We start from the raw sequence: 18,434 nt of genomic DNA on the forward strand, positions 1-18,434 counted from the left end.
CCGGCGCGCCGGGAGGGGGCATCGTGTCAGTGACCCGTACTCGTCGTCTGCCCTCGGTCGCCACCTCGTTGCTGCTCGCCGCCGCCCTGCCACTGCTCGCGGCCCTCCTGCTCGCACCGGCGCTGCCGGCCGCCGCCGCCCGGGCCGCCGCACCCGTCGCCCCCGCCGCCCCGCGATCCGGCCCGACGGCCGTACTCGCCGCCGCCCCGCAACCCGGTCCGAACGTCTTCGTTGAGGTCATGCCGAGCACCGTCGAACCGGGGCACCTGGTCGGCCTCCGGGCGAGCTGCCAGGACAACTCGGTCGGCGCGATCGTCGTCTCGGACGCCTTCGGCCGGGTCGCGGTGCAGCCGCAACGCGGCCTGCTCCACGGGACGGCCATGGTCAAGGACCGGGTGCTCCCCGGCAACTACCGGGTCAAGCTGGAGTGCCGGGGCGGCGAGACCGCCTCCACGATGGTCCAGGTGGTACGCCAGATGAAGCCGAGCCGAGGCCCGGCGACCGGCTTCGGCGGCGGTTCCGGTGGCGTCGCCTCGGGCCTGCTGCTGCCCGGCGGGCTCGCGTTGACCGTCACCGGCATGGTCGTCTGGATCGCCGCCACCCGTCGGCGCGGCACGGGCGGGTGAGTCCGCCGTGCCCGCCCCTCGCGCGCCCCGACCCACCGGTTCCGGTGGTACGCCCCGTGCCGGTCGCCCGTCGCCCGTCCCTGGTGCCTCGCGTGGCCGTCCGGTAGGCGGCCCGCCCCGCCCCGACCTCTTCGTGCCCGATCCGCCGCCTCGCGGCCCCCACCCACCCGCAGCCGCCTTCCCGGGCACATCTCGTCCATCCGTGGCGGGCTCCCCGGGTACACCGCGCCCGCCCACCGCCACACCGCGCGGGCCGCGTCCGTGGGCGCACCTACCCGTCGACACCCCGCCGCCCGGGCCGGGTGCGCCGCCGCTGGGGCGGGCGTACCTCACCGACCTGGACGGGCCGATCCCGCCGGACGTGGAGGGCCGGGCCCCGATCGGCGCTGGTGCCCGGGTCCGCGCCCGGCGCGTGGAACGCGTCGAGCGCTCCGGCCGTCGCCCGTGGTCGATGCCGCTGGCCGTGGTGCTGGTGCTGGTCGGTGTCTTCGCCACCGGAGCCGGGCTGGGGCGTACCGCCGGTTCCCCGCTGGGCTGGGCCGCGACCGGAGGCGAAGCGGCGTCGACCTCGGCACCCGTGGCGCGGAGCACGGCCCGGCCGGTGAGCCTGTCGGTGCCCTCGATCGACGTCGCCGCCCCGGTGAAGCCGGTCGGGGACGCACCGGACGGCACGATCGGGGTGCCGCCGCTGAGCCGACACGAGGAGACCGGCTGGTACGACCGGGGGCCGGTCCCCGGCGACCCCGGCCCGGCGGTCATCGTCGGGCACGTGGACACCAAGAGCGGCCCGTCGGTCTTCTACGACCTGGCCAGGCTCCGGGTGGGCGACACGGTCGAGGTGGGCCGCGAGGACGGCTCGGTGGCGGTGTTCACCGTGGACTCCGTCGAGCACTTCCCGAAGGACCAGTTGCCGGCCGACCGCGTCTACGGTCACGACGGCCCACCGACCCTGCGCCTGATCACCTGCGGCGGTCAGTGGCTCGGTGGCCCGGACGGGTACGCCGACAACGTCATCGCCTTCGCCCGCCTGACCGGCACCCGCCCCGCCTGACCACCCGTCGCCGGGGAAGAGGGCGGCTGCGGTCAGGGGACCTGCTGGACGACCTCGAACTCCAGGAGGGTGGCGCCGGAGGCGACCGGGGGACGCTGCTCGGCGCCGGGCGGGGCGGCGTGGGCGGCGCGGGCGGGACCGTTGGCCCAGTCCTGGTACGCCTGCTCGGTCTCCCACCGCGTGTACACGAAGTAGCGGTTCTCGCCGGCCACCGGCCGCAGCAGCTCGAAGCCGAGGAAACCGGGGGAGTTCTCCACGGCCCGGGCGCGGGCGGCGAACCGCTCCTCCAACTCCTCGCCGGCACCGGGCGGGACGTCGATCGCGTTGATCTTCACAACTGCCATGTCTTCACCCTAGACCTGGACGAGCGGAACAGATCTTGGTACGCCGATGCCCCGCCCCAGGGGCCGTTTCGCACCAAGATCGGCGGGAGTGGGTGGCGGGGGAGTCAGAAGGACTCGACCGTCGGTACGAGGTCGACGTCGACCACGATCGGCGCGTGGTCGGAGGGGCTCTTGCCCTTGCGGGCCTCCCGGTCCACGTACGCGGAGCGGACCGCGCGGGCCACCGGCGCCGACGCGTACACCAGGTCGATTCGCATGCCCTTGTTCTGGTGGAACATCCCGGCCCGGTAGTCCCAGTAGGTGTACGGGTGCGGCCCCTTCATCGGGGTGGGCACCACGTCGGTGAGGCCCAGGTCGCGCAGCGCCGCCAGGGCGGCCCGCTCGGCGGGCGTGACGTGGGTGGAGGTCGCGAACAGCGCCGGCTCCCACACGTCCTCGTCGGTCGGGGCCACGTTGAAGTCGCCGCAGACCGCCAGCGCCGGCCCGCCGGTGAGTTCCGTGTCCAGCGCGTCCCGCAGCGCCGCCAGCCAGGCCAGCTTGTACGCGTAGTGCGGATCGTCGGGGGCGCGGCCGTTCGGCACGTACACCGACCAGACCCGCAGCCCGTCGCAGGTGGCCGCGATGGCGCGGGCCTCCGGCTCGGGGAACCCGGGTTCGCCGGGGAACCCGACCGTGACGTCGGCCAGCCCGACCCGGGACAGCACGGCCACACCGTTCCACCGGCCGTCGCTGTGGCTGGCCACGGTGTAGCCGAGTTCGCCCACCTCGGCGACTGGGAACGCGCCGTCGGGGCACTTGGTCTCCTGCAGGCAGACCACGTCCGGCCCGGTGTCGGCCAGCCAGTCCAGGAGCCGGGGCAGGCGGGCCTTCACCGAGTTGACGTTCCAGGTGGCCAGGCGCATGGTGCCAGCCTGCCGTATCCGGGCCCGGTCCGCCGGGCGGCGCACGAGCCCGGCGGGTCGCGGCGGCTCACGACGCGGTGGCAGTTCACCGCGCGCTGGCGGCTCGCCGTGCGCGCTGCGGCTCGTGGTGCGCGGCGTTGCGCGTTGCGCGTGCGGCGGTGGCGAGTGTTAGGAGGGGACCCCTGCTATGCACGAGGCGTTAATAGGGGGCCCTTCCTTGCACGCAAAGCCTTGCACGCAAGGCCGTGCACGCCGCCGTCACGCCTCCGGCGGGCGGGTCTGCTCGGCGAGGAAGCGTTCCAGTTCGGCGCCGAGTTCCTCCGCCGTGGGCAGCGGGCCGTTCTCGGCGGCGAGCAGGTTCCGCTCGCCCTTGCCCCGGGCATACGCGTCGTACTGCTCCTCCAGCGCCTGCACCAACGCACTGGCCTCGTCGTTCTGCGCGACCTGCCGGTCGATCTCGACCCGGACCACCTCGGCGGCCGAGTGCAGCCCGTCGCGGGGCAGCAGCAGCCCGGTGCTGCGCGACACCGATGCCAGCAGCACCTCGGCGGCGGCCGGGTACTCGGCCTGCGCCACGTAGTGCGGCACGTGGGCGGCGAAGCCCAGCGCGTCGCGGCCCGCCTCGCCGAGGCGGAACTCCAGCAGGTGTCCCACGCTGCCGGGGACCTGCACCCGTTGCAGCCACGGCTCGTAGCCGGCGATCAGGTCACGCCGGGTGGCGTGCGCGGTCACGCCGGTCGGGCGGGTGTGCGGCACCGCCATCGGGATCGCGTTCAGCCCGACGGTGAGCCGGACGTCCAGCCGCTGGGCCAGACCCGCCACGGCGGCCACGAACCGCTCCCACTGCAGGTCCGGCTCGGGGCCGGTGAGCAGCAGGAACGGGGTCTCGTCGTCGTCGCGCAGCAGGTGCAGCTCCAACGCCGGGGCGTCGTAGCTCTCCCAGTGGTCCTCGACGAAGGTCATCACCGGACGTCGGGAGCGGTAGTCGAACACCTGGTCCAGGTCGAACCGGGCGATCGGGCGGGCGTCCAGCGATGTGAGGAGCTGTTCGCGGGCCAACCGGCTGGCGTTACCGGCGTCGACGAAGCCGGTGAGGGCCTGGATCAGGACCGGTTGACCGAGGTCGGGCAGATCGTCGGTGAGTTCGTAGAGCTCGTGTGGGTCGAGCACCGGTGCGGCCTCCCTGGTTTGCGCGTCACGGGTCGCCGGGTTGGCGGCGTCCCGATCGCCAGAACGTACCCGTCATCCTGATGCATTCCTGTTGCGGCGGGCCGTTCGCCCCGGCATCGGTGTAGCAACAACCGGCCGGGGTACCGCGTTGCCGTCACGAGGTACACATGGATAGAACTCACCGAAGGGAGAGCGATGAGCGATTCCGTCCCCGCCGACGGTCAGCCCGTCACCCCGGCACCGGCCGGGCCGGCGTCCGCGGGCGAGGCCGTCGAGGCCCCGCCGGCCACGCTCTGGGACCGCATGCGCCAGGATCCGCAGTACGCGCCGGAGCACCTCGCCATCGAGGCGGTGCGCCGGCTCGGGCCGGAGGCGGCACGGTGGGCCCGGCAGGTCCGCGCCGACCATCCACGCCTCACCGAGGAGGCCCTGGCGGAGAAGGCGGTACGCCGGTTCGTCAACCGGGCGCGGCTCTCCGGTGCCGTCTCCGGTGCCGCCGGCCTGCCCGGCGCGGTGATCGACGTGGGAGTGCTGGCCTGGACCCAGGCGCGGATGGTGCTGCACATCGCCGCCGCGTACGGGGTGGACCCGACGCACCCGGACCGCGCCGCCGACCTGCTGGTGCTGCAGAAGGTGCACAAGGTGGCGGCGAGTGCCCGGCTCGCGCTGGGGGTGGCGGCCGGGCGGGAGCGGGCCGGTGCGTTGTTCGGCGGCGGTGGCGGGCAGCAGGCGTTGAGTCGGGTGATGCTGCGGCTGGGCGTACGGCTGGCCCAGATGGCCGGCGTACGGGCCGCGAAGCGACTCTTCGCCAAGGTGGTGCCCGGCGCCGCGATCGTGCTCGGCACCTGGGCCAACTCCTCGGCCACCAAGGGGCTGGCCGAACGCTCCCGGGCCATGTACCGCCGACCGGAGGGCCCGCCCATCCCGGCGCCCCGCATCTCTCCGGAGTAGACGGATGGATCGGAGCCGTCGGCGCGTCAGTCCGCGTAGCCGGCGGAGCGCCAGGTCACCTCGGCGAGGCGGGACTGACCGTCGGTGTTGGGGTGGAAGTAGTCCAACCGGTTGACCAGGTCCAGGTCGAAGCGCACCCGGTGCACCGCCCCGCCGTCGTGGCGGCACCGGGAGCCGTACGCCCGGCAGGCCGCGCGGAGGTGGCTGTTGTAGGCGTCGATCCGGTCCCGGAACTCCGCCCGGCGGGCCCGGTCGGCGGGGGCGTCCGAGGTCGCGTCGGCCAGCAGCGCCGGGCAGACGCCGCGCCGCCAGGCGCGGGCCGCCCGCGAGTCGTCGTGGCCGACCTCCCAGAGGCGGTACAGGTCGGGGATGCTGACCACGAGCACCCGGGCCTTCGGGCGGCCCTCGCGCAGCACCCGCAGCCCCCGGTCGATCTCGGCCCGGAACTCGGTCACCGGCGTCATCGCGCCGATCGTGCTCCGGCAGGCGTCGTTGGCGCCGACCAGCACGGTCACGTAGTCGGCGCGGTCGCGTACCGCCCGCTCGGCCTGCCCGGCCAGCGCGGCGGCCCGCGCGCCCGGACGGGCGTGGTTGTGGGCGTGGCCGCGCAGCCCGGGGTTGCGGTCCACCAGCCGGCGGTAGTGGCTGTCCACGCGCAGGCCGTCCCCGGTCGACCAGGAGTTGCGTTCGCACGAGGTCAGCACCAGGCAGGAGCCGAATCCGGTGGTGATCGAGTCACCGAGCGCCGCGACGACCTTGGGCGAGCCGGCCCGGGGTGTGCCGTCGCTGGGCCTCGGTGTCGGTTCCGCACCGGCCTCGCAGGCGAGCGCGACCAGTGCGAGCAGGCTGACCACGACGGTGGTCCAGCGTTTGGGCATGAGTTCCCCAGCCTCACAGCACAGAGCAACAGCATGGTGACTCTACGCGCGGGGCGGGTGGTGCTCCCGTGTCGGTGTCGGAGATGCGGCAGAGAACTGTCGCGGCCGAGGGCGGCGTGCTATGTGCGCCACGGGGCGCGGTGACCGTGCAGCCACCAGTGCAGCGCCCGGGTGATCCGGGGCAGCACCAGATAGGTCATCAGCGGGGTGAGGGTGAGCGTCATGACCAGGACCCGGGCCGCGACCGGCAGGTCCGGCAGGAGATGGCCGGTCAGCAGGGTCGCGGTCAGGCTGAGCGGGAAGAACGCCAGCCAGATCGTGATCGCCTGCTTCCAGCGGGGTGGCGACGCGGGCACCGCCGCGTCCAACATCTCCACGGTCTCCGCACGGGGTGGGTCGAACCAGCCCTCGATGCCGCTGCGCCGCTCGACCCGGGTGTGTTCGACGATGCCCTGCGCCGAGGTGAGCCACCAGGTGCGCTGCGGCGACTCCTCCCAGCGGCGCAGCGTGTCCGGATCGGCGAAGCGGTAGAGCATGTGCCACTCGCCCGAGCCGGGCGCGCTGCGGACCCAACCGGCGCCGAGGAAACCCGGGAACACCTCGGCCAGCGCCGTACCGGCCCGCATCCACGCCACCATCTCGTCGGTGCGGGCGGGGTCGGCACGTCGGGCCACGGCGACGGTCACCGGCACGGCAGAGCTCACGGTCATGGCTCCCATGGTGCGCGCGCCGACCCGGACCGGCCCATCGGCGGCCGGTCGATGTAACGCAACGCACCACCGCGACCCGGCGGCGACGGTTAGCCCCGGCAGCGCCGGGTAGGTGGGGACGATGACCCGATCACAGCCCCGACGCGCCCGAGGCACGGTCGGCCACGCGAACAGCGCGCTCAACCTGAGGCTCGTACTGGCCGGCTTCGGTCTCGTCAGCATGGCCGTCTTCGCGGTGCTGGCGTTCCGTGCCGACGTGGCCTGGTTGGGTGTGGTCTGCGTCGTTTTCGCAGTGATCGCCGTCGTCGACCTGGCCGTCATCCAACGTCGTCGTGCCGCCCGCCGTCGCGAGGAACCCGGCGTACGGCACTCGCTCTTCGAGTGACGGGAGAAGCCCGATGTCCATCGCCACCACCGACCCCCGGACCGGACAGGTGCTCAAGACGTACGAGGCGATGTCCGACGCGCAGGTCGACGCGGCGATCGAGCGGACCGACCTGGCGTACCGGGACCTGCGGTCCACCACGATCGCGCAGCGCGGGCGGTGGCTTGCGGCGGCGGCCGACCTGCTGGAGGCGGAGCGCGACGAGATCGCCCGGGTGATGACCACCGAGATGGGCAAGACGCTCGCCGCGTCGAAGGCCGAGGTCACCAAGTGCGCCGGCGCCTGCCGGTTCTACGCCCGGCACGCGGCCGAGTTCCTGGCCGACCGTCCCGCCGACGCGTCGGCGGTCTCCGCGACCCGGGCGTTCGTCCGCTACCAGCCGATCGGGCCGGTGCTGGCGGTGATGCCGTGGAACTTCCCGCTCTGGCAGGTCGTCCGGTTCGCCGCCCCGGCGTTGATGGCCGGCAACACCGGACTGCTGAAACACGCCTCCAACGTGCCGCAGACGGCGCTGCTGCTGGAGAACGTGTTCCGGCGGGCCGGTTTCCCCGAAGGGGCCTTCACCACGCTGCTGGTCGGCTCCGACGCCGTCGACCGGATCCTGAGCGACCCCCGGGTACGGGCCGCCACGCTCACCGGCAGTGAGCCTGCCGGCCGCTCGATCGCCCAGATCGCCGGCCGGGAACTCAAGAAGACCGTGCTGGAGTTGGGTGGCAGCGACCCGTTCGTGGTGATGCCCTCGGCCGACGTGGAACTCGCCGCCGAGGTGGCCACCACCGCCCGCTGCCAGAACAACGGCCAGTCCTGCATCGCGGCCAAGCGGTTCATCGTGCACGCCGACGTGTACGAGACGTTCGCCGAGGCGTTCGCGCACCGGATGTCGGCCCTGCGGGTCGGTGACCCGATGGACGACGACACCGACGTCGGGCCGCTCGCCTCGGAACGGGGCCGCGACGAGGTCGACGCCCAGGTACGCGACGCCGTCGACAAGGGAGCCACCGTGCTCTGCGGCGGCGAGAAGCCGACCGGCGACGGCTGGTTCTATCCGCCGACGGTGGTCACCGACCTGCGGCCGGACATGCGGATGTGGGGCGAGGAGGTGTTCGGGCCGGTCGCCGGGCTGTACCGGGTCTCGTCGTACGACGAGGCGATCGAGGTGGCCAACGGCACCCCGTACGGGCTCGGGTCGAACGCCTGGACCCGCGATCCGCAGGAGCAGGAGCGCTTCGCCACCGACCTGGAGGCGGGAGCCGTCTTCGTCAACGGCATGACCACCTCGTACCCGGAGCTGCCCTTCGGTGGGGTGAAGAACTCCGGCTACGGCCGCGAGCTGTCGGCGCAGGGCATGCACGAGTTCTGCAACGTCAAGACCGTCTGGGTGGGTGAGGGCGCGGCCACCGCCGGCGCGGGTGCCCACGCCGAGTAGTCCGGGCTCGCCGGGATGTAAGCAGGGGTCCCCTGCTAACGCCTCGTGTATAGCAGGGGACCCCTGCTTACATCCGGGTCGGCCTGGGTAGGGAAGCCCGGCATGACGGCGATCGGCTTCCACGCCTCTCACGAGCAGATCCACCCGCGCGCGCTGCTGGAAGCGGTGATCCACGCCGAGCGGGTCGGCTTCGACGCGGCCATGTGCTCCGACCACTTCGCGCCGTGGAGCGAACGCCAGGGCCATTCCGGGTTCGCCTGGTCCTGGCTCGGCTCCGCGCTCCAGGCCACCGACCTGTCCTTCGGGGTCGTCAACGCGCCCGGGCAGCGTTACCACCCGGCGATCATCGCCCAGGCGATCGGCACCCTCGGCGCGATGTACCCGGGGCGGTTCTGGGCCGCCCTCGGCTCCGGTGAGGCCGCCAACGAGCACATCACCGGCGAGGTCTGGCCGCGCAAGGACGTCCGCAACGCCCGGCTGCGCGAGTGCGTCGACGTCATCCGCGCGCTGCTCGCCGGTGAGGAGGTCAGCCACGACGGCCTGGTACGCGTGGACCGGGCTCGACTGTGGAGCCGCCCCGAGCAACCGCCGGCCCTGGTCGGCGCGGCGGTCAGCGTCGAGACCGCCCGCTGGTGCGCCGAGTGGGCGGACGGGCTGATCACCGTCAACGCCGCGCCCGAACACCTGCGCCGGATGATCGACGCCTACCGGGAGGCGGGCGGGCGCGGGCCGGTGCACCTCCAGGTGCACCTGAGCTGGGCACCCGTCCAGGCCGACGCCGAGGCGATCGCGTACGACCAGTGGCGCAGCAACGTCTTCGCGCCACCGGTCTGCTGGGACCTGGACACCCCGGAACACTTCGACGTGGTCTCCGCCGAGGTGCCGATGAGCCGCCTCGCCGAGGTGGTCAACATCTCCGCCGACCTGGGCCGGCACGTGGGCTGGTTGGAGGAGTACATCGACCTCGGGTTCGACCAGATCGCGCTGCACCACGTCGGGCAGGAGCAGCGGCCGTTCCTCGACGCGTTCGGCGAGCAGGTGCTCCCGAAGCTGCGCGGCCAGGCCGGCTGATCCACCTCGGCGACGAGCGCGGGCGCGTGGCAGGGCGGCGGCTCAGTCGAGGCGGCGGGCCAGCACCTGTCCCGGCCACTGTGCGCCGTCCGGTCGGGGCACCGTGAACGGGTCGGTGGCGGTGAAGCCCTGCCGCTCGTACCAGCGCACCAGCGCGCCGTCGTCGCCCGCGTAGCAGTCCACCCGCAGCAGGTCCACGCCGCGTTCCCGGGCCAGCTCGGCGGCGTGCGCCAGCAGCCGGCCACCGATCCCGGCACCGGCGTACGCCCGGTCGGTGACCAGCAGGTTCACGTACAGCTCGGGCTCGGTGGCGGGTGGCACGTACTCGGTGGCGCTGCCCACCACCAGTGCGCCGACCTGCTGTCCCGCCACCTCGGCCAGCCACAGCCCACCGCCGCCGGCCCACCCGTCGGCCTGCCCGATCCGGCGTGGGTCGGTCGAGGCCGGCGCGGTACCCCACTGCCCGGTACGCCCCCGTTCCGCCAACCACGCGATGGCCACGTCGAGCAGCCGCAACACGCTGTCCCGATCCGCCACCCCACCCCGCCGCACCACGATCTCCGTCATACCGGCCATGCTGCCACGCGACGATCAAGAAGTTCGGGCCCCGATCCAGCGTGGACCGGGACCCGAACTTCTTGATCAACGAGGCGAGGCGAGGCGAGGCGAGGTGGGAGTGGGCCGGGTGGGGGCCGGTCGCCGACGGCCCCCACCCGGGGTTCAGGAGACGGTGCAGGGTGAGCCGTTGACGGTGACCAGGGCGGGGTTGGGGTTGGCCCCGGGTCCGGTGGTGGCGTTGAAGCCGAAGGTCACCGTGGCACCCGGGTTGATCCGGGCGTTGTACGACTCGTTCTTGGCGGTCACCGTGGCGCCGGCCTGGGTGACCTTCGCCGTCCAGGCCTCCCGGACCTTGGCGTCGCCGGTGAAGGCGAAGCGGGCGGTCCAGCCGTTCACCGCGCTGGTGCCGGTGTTGCGGATGGCCACCTGGGCGGTGAAGCCGGTGCCGCCCTGCCAGGAGCCGTAGTTGGTGTAGGACACCGAGCAGGTGGGCGCCGGCACGGCCGAGGCGTCACCCTGGTCGGCCAGGAACGAGGAGATCCAGGTCAGCGCCGAGTTCCAGTTGATGGCGACCTCGTTGGTGGAGTACGAGGCGATGTCGTCGACGAAGCAGAACATCGGCGCGCAACCCGCCAGCAACTGCTCCACGAACGGGTCTTGGAGCGCGGCGTTCGGTCCACCGGCGAGCGAGCCGACCGGAGGCTTGGGCATGGACGGGTCGAGCTGGTTGCCGAAGATGCGGCTGTGCTGGTTCTCCGCCGCGTGCTCGCCCCACCCGGTCACGTACGAGATGTTCAGCGCGTTGCGACCGAAGATGTAGTCCATCGCCTGCACCGCACCGTCGCGGTACTTCGCCTCGCGGGTCAGGTCGAACGCGGTGGCCAGCACGACCGCGTTGTTGATCACGTTGCTGTTGCCGCCCCAGAAGTAGCTGCCGGCGTCACCGGGCATCGGCAGCCCGTACGCCTGCCGCTGGATCTCGGCGAGGTAGCCGTCGGCGGCGGTGGTGACCGAGGCGCGAACCCGGGCCAGGTCGGCGGCGGGCAGCCCGTTCGGCACGGTGGCCAGGTCGAGGCGGCCCAGCGCGGCGACGCTCTGCCAGCCGAAGCCCCGCACGTCGAAGACGTCGCCGGTGTGGTGCGCCGACGCGGTCAGGTCGGTCAGGTACGTGCGCTCGCCGGTGGTCAGGTACAGCTCCACGGCGGCCCAGTAGAACTCGTCGGTGACGTTGCTGTCGTCGTACGCGCCGCCGCCGTTGCCGTCGGTCGGGCTGGCGTACCGGGTCGGGTTGGCCTTGGCCGCCGCGTACGCGGTCTTGGCGGCGGTGCCGCAGCGCTGAGCGAACGCCGCGTCGTACGGGGCGAACAGTCGGGCGCACTGCGCGGCCACGGCAGCCAGGTTGAGCGTGGCGGCGGTGGACGGCGGGTGCAGCTCGCGCGGCTCCGGGTCGTCCTCCGGCTGCAACGGCAGACCGGTCCAGTTCCGGTCGTGGATCTTGTGGTGGGCCATCCCGGCCAGCGGCTTGCCGGCCGGCACCTGCATCCGCAGCAGGAACTCCAGCTCCCAGCGGGCCTCGTCGAGGATGTCGGGCACCCCGTTGTCGCGCTCCGGCAGCCGCAGCGTGCTGTCGCCGAGGGCGGCGCCGAATCCGGCGGTGGCGGCGTTCTTGGTCCGCTCGAAGGTGCTCAGCAGCTGGTAGGTGGCGATACCACCGTTCACGACGTACTTGCCGTGGTCACCGGCGTCGTACCAGCCGCCGCGCACGTCGAGCCGGTAGTCGCAGACACCGGCCTGACAAGGCACGTCGGTGTCGCCCTGGTTCGGGGCGACGCCCAGGTGACCGGCCGGGCGGGCGTACTCGTCGCCGACCAGGTCGCCGTCGATGGCGATACCGCTGCGCTGGATGTAGAAGAACTGCAACGCGTCGGAGCGCAGTCGCTCGTAGAGCGCGCCGGAGATGTCGAACGGGTGGCTCACCTCACCGTCCACGGCGAGCGTCAGACCCTGCCCGGGGGTGCGGTAGGAGGAGAAGTCGACGGAGTGCACGTTCTGCGCCGAGGCCGGGTCGACACCGCGCGGGGTGGTGGTGCCGCTGGCGACCACGCTGCCGGAGGCGGCGCGCAGCTGCCAGGGCAAGGCCGTGGTGGCGTCGGTGACGACGGTGGCGTTCTTCGGGCCACCGGGCAGGTAGCCGACCTGGTTGACGCGGACCCGGGGGCCGGTGTCCGGCACGTACGGCTCGGGCGGGTTGCCGCCGCGGAGCGAGACGTTGTCCAGGCAGACGGTCTGTCCCTCGGCGGCGCCGCCGACCTGGAAGATGAGCTGGGCGCGCTCGTCGTCCTCGGGCGCCACGAAGGTCCGCTCGATCCGCTGCTGGGTGGGGGTGGCGGCGGCGGTGACCGAGTAGTAGCCGGTGTAGGGGGCGTTGCCCAGTTGCAGCACGGCGGTGACGTTGCTGCCGGGGGTGGCGGTGACGTCGAACCCGAGGGTGTACTCGGCGCCGGCGACCAGGGCCACCGCGTCCTGGCCGATGCCGGCGTCCCAGGGGTTTGCCAGCCCGCCTGCGACGGTGGTGCAGAGTTGACCGTCGGTCACGCCGAGCGGGCCGGTGCCGAAGGAGAACCACGGCGACACGCCGGTGCTGAAATCGCCGTTCGTGATCTGTTCGGGGGCCTCGGCCGGGGGATCGGCGTGGGCGGTGCCGGCGCTCACGGCGGCCAGCGCCACGGTGGTCGCCGCGGCGAGCGCCGCGAGGCGACGTCGGGATGGCGTCACGGATATTCCTTCCGACGAACGGGACGGAATGGTGGTGGGCGTGTGCGGGAAAACCTGGGAGCGCTCCCAGGTATCGGGCATGTTTCCAGGGCGGACGGGCGCTGTCAATCGATCCGGTCCGATGGGCTCGGGGGCCGTCGGCCAGTGAGATTCGCCGCGCCACGCCCGGTCGTCCTGATCTCCTAGAGACAACGGAGCCCTTCTCCTGGCAGGCTGCGTCCCATGACCCTGAAGCTGCGTTCCGCGGGGACGAGCGACCGTGGGCTGATCCGCAGCGGCAACCAGGACGCGCTGCACGCCGGGGCCTGGCTGGTGGCCGTCGCCGACGGCATGGGCGGGATGGCCGCGGGCGACCTGGCCAGCGCCATCGCCATCGAGGCGGTGGCGCCGCTGGACGTGGAGATACCCGAGGACGCGCTCGTCGCCGCGTTGCAGGACGGCATCGCGCTGGCCACCACCCGGATCCGGCAGGCGGTGACCGAGGACCCGCAGCGGCAGGGGATGGGTACGACGCTGACCGCGCTGCTCTTCGCGCGTACCGGGAGCTGCCTGGCCCTGGCCCACGTGGGCGACTCCCGGGCGTACCTGTTCCGCGACGGCGTGCTCAAGCAGATCACCCGGGACGACACGTTCGTGCAGATGCTCGTCGACCAGGGGGTGATCACACCGGACCAGGCCGGCAGTCATCCCCGTCGCGCCGTGGTCACCCAGGCGTTGCAGGGCGACGAGGTCTCCCCGACCTACGCCACGATGCTGCCCCGCCACGGCGATCGCTGGCTGCTGTGCAGCGACGGACTGTCCAACGTCGTCCGGGCCGAGACCCTGGCCGAGGTGCTCGCCGCCCATCCGGACCGGGACCTGTGTGCCCGCAAGCTCATCGACCTGGCCTTGCGCGCCGGTGGTCCGGACAACATCACCGTGGTCATCGCGGACGTGGTCGACGAGCCCTGACGCGCAGCCGGGCTCGGACCGGGCTCGGACCGCGCGCTGCCGACGGGTGTTAGGAAGGGTCCCCTGCTATGCACCAGGCGTTAACAGGGTGCCCTTCCTTTCACGTCAGCCGCGCCCGGCCCGGCGGGTGGGCGCGGCCGTGGTCGGGTCCTCCGGCCAGGGATGGCGCGGGTACCGTCCGCGCAGCTCGGCGCGCACCTGCCGGTAGCCGGTGCGCCAGAACGAGGCCAGGTCGGCGGTGACCGCCACCGGCCGACCCGCCGGTGAGAGCAGGTGCAGCAGCACCGGCACCCGACCGCCGCCGACGCGGGGCGCCTGCGCCCAGCCGAAGGTCTCCTGGAGCCGGACCGCCAGCACCGGCGCGGCCGGGTCGGCGTAGTCCACCCGGATCCGGGACCCGCTCGGCACGGCGATCCGCTCGGGGGCCAGCTCGTCCAGTCGCCCCGCCAGCGACCAGGGCACCAGCCGGCGCAGCGCATCGGCCACGTCGACCCGGGCCAGGTCGGCGCGGCGTCGGGCCCGGGCCAGCTCGGGTCCGAGCCAGTCCGGTGCGCCGGCCAGCAGCGCCTCGTCGGTGACGTCCGGCCAGTCGTCGCCGAGCGCGTGTCGGCAGAACGCCAGCCGGTCGCGCAGCGCCCGCGCCGCCGGTGTCCAGGGCAGCAGGTCGAGGCCGACATCGCGCAGCCCGGTCAGCAGGGCGGCGGCGACCTCCGCCGTCCCGGGGCGGGGCAGCGGCCGGTCGACCAGCTCGATGGCGCCCAGCCGGACCACCTCCCGGGCCACCACGTCGTCGCCGGACCAGCCGACCTCCCGGTCGGTGCGCAGCAGCGCCGCGCCGACCTCACGGGCGGTCGCCTCGTCCAGCACCGCCGCCCGCCGGACCCGCGCGGCCGGCGCGCCGGGTGCCCGGTCGGCCACCGCCACGGCCAGCCACCCGGCACCGGCCAGCGCCGACCCGGGCGCCAGCTCCGCCGCGGTCCCGCCGCTCATCAGGTACGCCGAACCGCCCGGCCGGCGTACCCGGCCCAACCGCTCCGGGTACGCCAAGCCGACCAGCAACCCGGCGGCCAGGTCGTCCGGCAGGGCTTTCCCGGACGGGTCCTCGGCGGTGCCGGTCGGCAGGGCGGTACGCAGCCGGCGTACCTCGGTTCGCCAGCGGGCGGTGGCACCCGGCTTGACGCCGTCGCGTAGCCGACGCCAGGCGGTGGCGAGGTCGTCCCCGGCACCGGCGACGGATTCCTCGGCGAGCAGCGCCACCACCTCGGCGGCGCGCCGGGCGCCCACCCGGGCGGCACCGTCGAGCAGGGCCCGGGCCAGTCGGGGATGCGCTCCGGTGGCGGCGATCGCGCGTCCCCGCGCCGTGATCCGCCCGTCCGGGTCGAGGGCGCCGAGCGTGCCCAGCGTCTCCCGGGCCACCGTCATCGCCGCCGTCGGGGGCGGATCCGGCAGCGCCAGCCCGGTGCCGTCCGGTGCGCCCCAGGCGGCGAGGTCGAGCGCGAAGCCGGTGAGGTCGGCGGTGGCGATCTCCGGTTCCGGCTGGGCCGCCAGCCGCTCGTGGGTCGCCGGTGACCAGCAGCGATAGACGTGCCCCGGCGCCTCACGGCCGGCCCGCCCGGCCCGCTGGGTGGCCCCGGCCCGGGACACCGACACGGTGACCAGCGCGCCGAGCCCCCGGGCCAGGTCCAGCCGGGCGACCCGGGACAGGCCGGCGTCCACCACGGTTCGTACCCCGGGCACGGTCAGGCTGCTCTCGGCCACCGCGGTGGCCAGCACCACCCGCCGTCGCGGTCCCGGGCGCAGCGCGGCGTCCTGCTCGGCGCCGTCCTGGCGGCCGTGTAGCCGGAGCACGTCGACGTGGTCGCGCAGGGCGGCCAGCCGGCCCGCGACGGCCGCGATCTCGCCCACGCTGGGCAGGAAGACCAGCAGGTCACCGTCCTGTTCGTCGAGTGCCCGCCGGACGGTGGAGGCCACGTGGTCCAGCAGCGCCCGGTCCACCGGCCCGGCGCCGGGCGGCGGTACCGGCCGCGCCGGCGGCGCCCAGATCCGGGTCACCGGGTGCAGCGCCGAGGCGGCCCGGACCACCGGCGCGGGCGTGTCCCCGCCGAGCAGGGCGGCGAAGCGGTCCGCCTCGGGGGTCGCCGACATCGCCAGCAGCCACAGGTCCGGCCGCAGCGCGGCGCGGGCCTCCACGCTGAAGGCGAGCGCGAGGTCGGCGTCGAGCTGTCGTTCGTGGACCTCGTCCAGCAGCACCGCGCCGACGTCGGCCAGTTCCGGGTCGTGCTGCAACCGGCGGACCAGCAGCCCGGTGGTGACCACCTCGACCCGGGTCCGCGCGCCGGTCCGGCGGTCGCCGCGCACCGCGTAGCCGACCCGGTCACCGACGCGCTCGCCGAGCAGCGTCGCCATCCGCCGGGCGGCGGCACGGGCGGCCACCCGTCGGGGCTGGGCGACGATCACCCGTCCGGCGACGGCGTCGGCCACCGCCAGCGGGGCGAGCGTGGTCTTGCCGGTGCCCGGCGGGGCGACCAGGATCGCGGCGCCCGCCGCGCGCAGTGCCGCCACCAGCGCCGGCAGCGCGGGACGGACCGGCAGGTCGAGGGGTACGTCGGAGAGCACGGCCCAGTCTCGCACCGGCCCTCCGGCCCGGGTCGTCGTGCCTGTTCCGGCCCCGGCCGACGTGCCTGTTCCGCCCCGGTCGACTGCCTGGCCGGCGTGCCGTTTCCATCCCTGGCCGACGGGTCCCTCGGCCGGCCGACGGTGCCCGCCGAGGCGGCGGATCAGCCGGCGCGGACCTCGTCGACGCCGGTGACGAAGGTGTGCCAGGCCGACGACGGGAAGGTCAGCACGGGGCCGGGGCGGTCCTTGCTGTCCCGCACCGCCACCCGACCGTCGACGACGGCGACCTCGACGCAGTTGCCGTTGCCCACGCTGCGCGTACTGGTGCGCCAGTTAGCCCGGGACAGGTCGAGCGCGGTCATCGCGATCCCTTCGTCGATACCGACTGTGACCGCGCCGAACGGTCACGTAAAGTAACGAGAAGCTTCCTTCAGGCGCACCAAAGACGCCGCTGGATCAAGCGCCAGACGTCGCAGCCTCTCGTGCACAAGGCTATACGAGCGCACCTGCGCGACCTCTTCCAGTGCCAGGCCTGTCGAGAGGTTTTCCAGGTAGACCACGGCCGCGTCGGCGGCGTCGGCAAACGTGAGGATCACGTACGGCGAGTTCATCGCCGGGTGGCCGCCGGCCGCGAATGGAAGTACCTGGATGGTGACGTTGGGTAGCTGCGCGGTGCTCTCCAGGTGGGCGACTTGCTCCGCCATGACCGCCCGTTCGCTCACGGGGCGTAGCAGCACCGCCTCGTTCAGCACCACCGACAGCTCGGCCGGCTCGTCGCTGCGCAGCACGTCCTGGCGGCGTAGTCGGGCGGCCACCTTGCGGTCGATGTCCTCCTCGCCCGCGGTGAGCCGGTAGACCTCCCGGGCGTACGCCTCGGTCTGCAACAGGCCCGGCACCGCCTCCGCCTCGTACGTGCGCAGGGTGGCCGCCTCGGCCTCCAGTCCGACGTAGAACTCGAACCACTCGGGCAGGACGTCGCTGTAGTGCTGCCACCAGCCCCGTTGCTGGGCGCCCCGGGCGATCTCGATGAGTGCCTCGGCGTCGTTCCCGGTCACCTGGTACAGCGCCAACGCGGCCCGGACGTCGCGCGGCTTGATGCCGATCTGGGCGTTCTCGATGCGGGAGAGATTGCTCTTGGACATGTCCAGTTGCCGAGCGGCGACGTCCAGGGTCATGCCGGCGCGTTCGCGCAACTGGCGGAGTTCCCGGGCGATGCGGCGGCGGCGAACGGTGGGGCTCGCGGTCACCCTCCGAGTCTGTCACGGGAAAAGTCCCAGGTCGCGTCAGCACAGAGTGCAACTGCCAAAAACGGGAGTTGCGTTGCAGTTGCTCTCGGTGCATCCTTGCCTGCGGTTAGCGATCACTATGGACGGCCGACCCGGGGGGACGCGTGCTCATCGCCGACGAGTTCTTCCTGATCGCCCACAACGACACCCGGGGCAAGGCCAAGCTGCATCCGGCCGCTACCAATCTCGGCCTGGCCGCCGGCCTGCTCGGCGAGCTGGTCCTCTATGGACATGTGACGGTCGCCGCCGGGCAGGTCACCGTGGTCGACCGGCGTCCACCGGGCGACGCGCTGGCGCACACCGTGCTGGACCAGTTGATCGGCGAGCAACAGCACCAGGCGGTACGGACCTGGCTCAGCTTCCTCGCCCAGACGGCGGTGACCTCGGTGGGGGAGCGGTTGGCGCGGGCCGGGGTGCTGCGTCGGCAGGAGACGCGCCGACTGCTGCGGACCAGCGTCACGTACGTGCCGACCGACCTCAACGTCGCGGCCTGGCCGGCCACCCGACTGCGCGCCGCGCTGGAACGCGCGGATCCGCCCCACGTACCCGACGCGCTGCTGCTCGGGCTGGTGGCGGCGGCCGGCTTGACCCGCGAGGTGCTGTGGAGCGCGGGTCCGCGCGCCCACCACCGGCTCAACCTGATCATTCCGGCCCTGCCGGCTCCGCTGAAGGAACTCGTCGGACAGACCGAGGCCGCCGTGGGTGCGGCCGTGCTGCGCGGCATCCCCTGAGCC

General features: G+C 73.6%; 18 protein-coding genes. 8 read left to right on the forward strand and 10 right to left on the reverse strand.

The window, feature by feature from the left end:
- Nucleotides 1-20 precede the first annotated feature (20 nt).
- Both ACIBO1_RS15775 and ACIBO1_RS15780 read left to right on the forward strand, forming a co-directional pair.
- Nucleotides 21-626: a hypothetical protein gene (locus ACIBO1_RS15775; protein ID WP_396746742.1), complete on the forward strand. Its 606-nt coding sequence runs from the start codon at nucleotides 21-23 to the stop codon at nucleotides 624-626.
- 451 nt (nucleotides 627-1,077) lie between these two features.
- Entirely contained in the window at nucleotides 1,078-1,677 is a 600-nt protein-coding gene (locus tag ACIBO1_RS15780) for a class F sortase (RefSeq protein WP_396746745.1), read from the forward strand.
- A gap of 32 nt (nucleotides 1,678-1,709) precedes the next feature.
- On the opposite strand, the gene ACIBO1_RS15785 is transcribed toward ACIBO1_RS15780, so the two are convergent.
- From ACIBO1_RS15785 to ACIBO1_RS15795, 3 genes are all read right to left on the reverse strand, one after another.
- Nucleotides 1,710-2,021: an antibiotic biosynthesis monooxygenase family protein gene (locus ACIBO1_RS15785; RefSeq protein ID WP_396746512.1), complete on the reverse strand. Its 312-nt coding sequence runs from the start codon at nucleotides 2,019-2,021 to the stop codon at nucleotides 1,710-1,712.
- A 104-nt stretch (nucleotides 2,022-2,125) separates the two neighbouring features.
- The gene (locus ACIBO1_RS15790; RefSeq protein ID WP_396746515.1) at nucleotides 2,126-2,923 is read right to left on the reverse strand and encodes an exodeoxyribonuclease III; all 798 of its coding nucleotides are present in this window, start codon (nucleotides 2,921-2,923) and stop codon (nucleotides 2,126-2,128) included.
- A gap of 258 nt (nucleotides 2,924-3,181) precedes the next feature.
- Nucleotides 3,182-4,093: a proteasome assembly chaperone family protein gene (locus ACIBO1_RS15795; protein WP_396746518.1), complete on the reverse strand. Its 912-nt coding sequence runs from the start codon at nucleotides 4,091-4,093 to the stop codon at nucleotides 3,182-3,184.
- Between the two features lie 195 nt (nucleotides 4,094-4,288).
- On the opposite strand from ACIBO1_RS15795, the gene ACIBO1_RS15800 reads away from it, so the two are divergent.
- Nucleotides 4,289-5,044, forward strand: a complete 756-nt coding sequence (locus tag ACIBO1_RS15800) for an EcsC family protein (RefSeq protein ID WP_396746521.1) — start codon at nucleotides 4,289-4,291, stop codon at nucleotides 5,042-5,044.
- 26 nt (nucleotides 5,045-5,070) lie between these two features.
- On the opposite strand, the gene ACIBO1_RS15805 is transcribed toward ACIBO1_RS15800, so the two are convergent.
- Nucleotides 5,071-5,922 carry a GDSL-type esterase/lipase family protein gene (locus tag ACIBO1_RS15805; RefSeq protein ID WP_396746524.1) on the reverse strand — a complete coding sequence of 284 codons (852 nt, stop codon included), beginning with the start codon at nucleotides 5,920-5,922 and terminating at the stop codon, nucleotides 5,071-5,073.
- Nucleotides 5,923-6,041: 119 nt separating this feature from the next.
- Nucleotides 6,042-6,632, reverse strand: coding sequence for an antibiotic biosynthesis monooxygenase (locus ACIBO1_RS15810; protein WP_396746527.1), 591 nt, complete (start codon nucleotides 6,630-6,632; stop codon nucleotides 6,042-6,044).
- A gap of 121 nt (nucleotides 6,633-6,753) precedes the next feature.
- On the opposite strand from ACIBO1_RS15810, the gene ACIBO1_RS15815 reads away from it, so the two are divergent.
- The 3 genes from ACIBO1_RS15815 (at nucleotide 6,754) to ACIBO1_RS15825 (ending at nucleotide 9,514) form a co-directional block, all read left to right on the forward strand.
- Nucleotides 6,754-7,017, forward strand: coding sequence for a DUF6343 family protein (locus ACIBO1_RS15815; protein WP_350695190.1), 264 nt, complete (start codon nucleotides 6,754-6,756; stop codon nucleotides 7,015-7,017).
- A gap of 13 nt (nucleotides 7,018-7,030) precedes the next feature.
- Complete coding sequence (locus ACIBO1_RS15820; RefSeq protein ID WP_396746531.1) at nucleotides 7,031-8,443, forward strand: NADP-dependent succinic semialdehyde dehydrogenase; 1,413 nt, start codon at nucleotides 7,031-7,033, stop codon at nucleotides 8,441-8,443.
- A 102-nt stretch (nucleotides 8,444-8,545) separates the two neighbouring features.
- Nucleotides 8,546-9,514, forward strand: coding sequence for a TIGR03885 family FMN-dependent LLM class oxidoreductase (locus ACIBO1_RS15825; protein WP_396746534.1), 969 nt, complete (start codon nucleotides 8,546-8,548; stop codon nucleotides 9,512-9,514).
- Nucleotides 9,515-9,556: 42 nt separating this feature from the next.
- On the opposite strand, the gene ACIBO1_RS15830 is transcribed toward ACIBO1_RS15825, so the two are convergent.
- Together ACIBO1_RS15830 and ACIBO1_RS15835 are read right to left on the reverse strand one after the other, a co-directional pair.
- A complete protein-coding gene (locus tag ACIBO1_RS15830) occupies nucleotides 9,557-10,081 on the reverse strand; it encodes a GNAT family N-acetyltransferase (RefSeq protein WP_396746537.1) in 525 nt (174 codons plus the stop codon).
- Nucleotides 10,082-10,234: 153 nt separating this feature from the next.
- Nucleotides 10,235-12,847 carry a glycoside hydrolase family 9 protein gene (locus ACIBO1_RS15835; RefSeq protein ID WP_396746540.1) on the reverse strand — a complete coding sequence of 871 codons (2,613 nt, stop codon included), beginning with the start codon at nucleotides 12,845-12,847 and terminating at the stop codon, nucleotides 10,235-10,237.
- 222 nt (nucleotides 12,848-13,069) lie between these two features.
- Between ACIBO1_RS15835 and ACIBO1_RS15840 the strand changes: the two genes are divergently transcribed.
- Complete coding sequence (locus ACIBO1_RS15840; RefSeq protein ID WP_350695181.1) at nucleotides 13,070-13,798, forward strand: protein phosphatase 2C domain-containing protein; 729 nt, start codon at nucleotides 13,070-13,072, stop codon at nucleotides 13,796-13,798.
- Nucleotides 13,799-13,903: 105 nt separating this feature from the next.
- On the opposite strand, the gene hrpB is transcribed toward ACIBO1_RS15840, so the two are convergent.
- From hrpB to ACIBO1_RS15855, 3 genes are all read right to left on the reverse strand, one after another.
- Nucleotides 13,904-16,414: an ATP-dependent helicase HrpB gene (hrpB, locus tag ACIBO1_RS15845; RefSeq protein WP_396746748.1), complete on the reverse strand. Its 2,511-nt coding sequence runs from the start codon at nucleotides 16,412-16,414 to the stop codon at nucleotides 13,904-13,906.
- A gap of 161 nt (nucleotides 16,415-16,575) precedes the next feature.
- Nucleotides 16,576-16,776, reverse strand: coding sequence for a DUF397 domain-containing protein (locus ACIBO1_RS15850; protein ID WP_396746544.1), 201 nt, complete (start codon nucleotides 16,774-16,776; stop codon nucleotides 16,576-16,578).
- Between the two features lie 42 nt (nucleotides 16,777-16,818).
- Nucleotides 16,819-17,661, reverse strand: coding sequence for a helix-turn-helix domain-containing protein (locus ACIBO1_RS15855; protein ID WP_396746547.1), 843 nt, complete (start codon nucleotides 17,659-17,661; stop codon nucleotides 16,819-16,821).
- Between the two features lie 143 nt (nucleotides 17,662-17,804).
- On the opposite strand from ACIBO1_RS15855, the gene ACIBO1_RS15860 reads away from it, so the two are divergent.
- Entirely contained in the window at nucleotides 17,805-18,431 is a 627-nt protein-coding gene (locus ACIBO1_RS15860; RefSeq protein WP_396746550.1) for a GPP34 family phosphoprotein, read from the forward strand.
- The last annotated feature ends 3 nt before the right edge of the window (nucleotides 18,432-18,434 follow it).

It is taken from the genome of Micromonospora sp. NPDC049903 (genome assembly GCF_044460945.1).
In the GTDB taxonomy this organism is placed as follows: domain Bacteria; phylum Actinomycetota; class Actinomycetes; order Mycobacteriales; family Micromonosporaceae; genus Micromonospora.

Excerpts from the sequence above, each read along its gene's own strand:
- ACIBO1_RS15800 (WP_396746521.1), top strand. The coding sequence starts at position 4,289 with ATGAGCGATTCCGTCCCCGCCGACGGTCAGCCCGTCACCCCGGCACCG.
- ACIBO1_RS15850 (WP_396746544.1), bottom strand. The coding sequence starts at position 16,776 with ATGACCGCGCTCGACCTGTCCCGGGCTAACTGGCGCACCAGTACGCGC.
- ACIBO1_RS15830 (WP_396746537.1), bottom strand. The coding sequence starts at position 10,081 with ATGACGGAGATCGTGGTGCGGCGGGGTGGGGTGGCGGATCGGGACAGC.
- ACIBO1_RS15805 (WP_396746524.1), bottom strand. The coding sequence starts at position 5,922 with ATGCCCAAACGCTGGACCACCGTCGTGGTCAGCCTGCTCGCACTGGTC.
- ACIBO1_RS15820 (WP_396746531.1), top strand. The coding sequence starts at position 7,031 with ATGTCCATCGCCACCACCGACCCCCGGACCGGACAGGTGCTCAAGACG.
- ACIBO1_RS15815 (WP_350695190.1), top strand. The coding sequence starts at position 6,754 with ATGACCCGATCACAGCCCCGACGCGCCCGAGGCACGGTCGGCCACGCG.
- ACIBO1_RS15825 (WP_396746534.1), top strand. The coding sequence starts at position 8,546 with ATGACGGCGATCGGCTTCCACGCCTCTCACGAGCAGATCCACCCGCGC.
- ACIBO1_RS15785 (WP_396746512.1), bottom strand. The coding sequence starts at position 2,021 with ATGGCAGTTGTGAAGATCAACGCGATCGACGTCCCGCCCGGTGCCGGC.
- ACIBO1_RS15840 (WP_350695181.1), top strand. The coding sequence starts at position 13,070 with ATGACCCTGAAGCTGCGTTCCGCGGGGACGAGCGACCGTGGGCTGATC.
- ACIBO1_RS15810 (WP_396746527.1), bottom strand. The coding sequence starts at position 6,632 with ATGACCGTGAGCTCTGCCGTGCCGGTGACCGTCGCCGTGGCCCGACGT.
- ACIBO1_RS15780 (WP_396746745.1), top strand. The coding sequence starts at position 1,078 with ATGCCGCTGGCCGTGGTGCTGGTGCTGGTCGGTGTCTTCGCCACCGGA.
- ACIBO1_RS15790 (WP_396746515.1), bottom strand. The coding sequence starts at position 2,923 with ATGCGCCTGGCCACCTGGAACGTCAACTCGGTGAAGGCCCGCCTGCCC.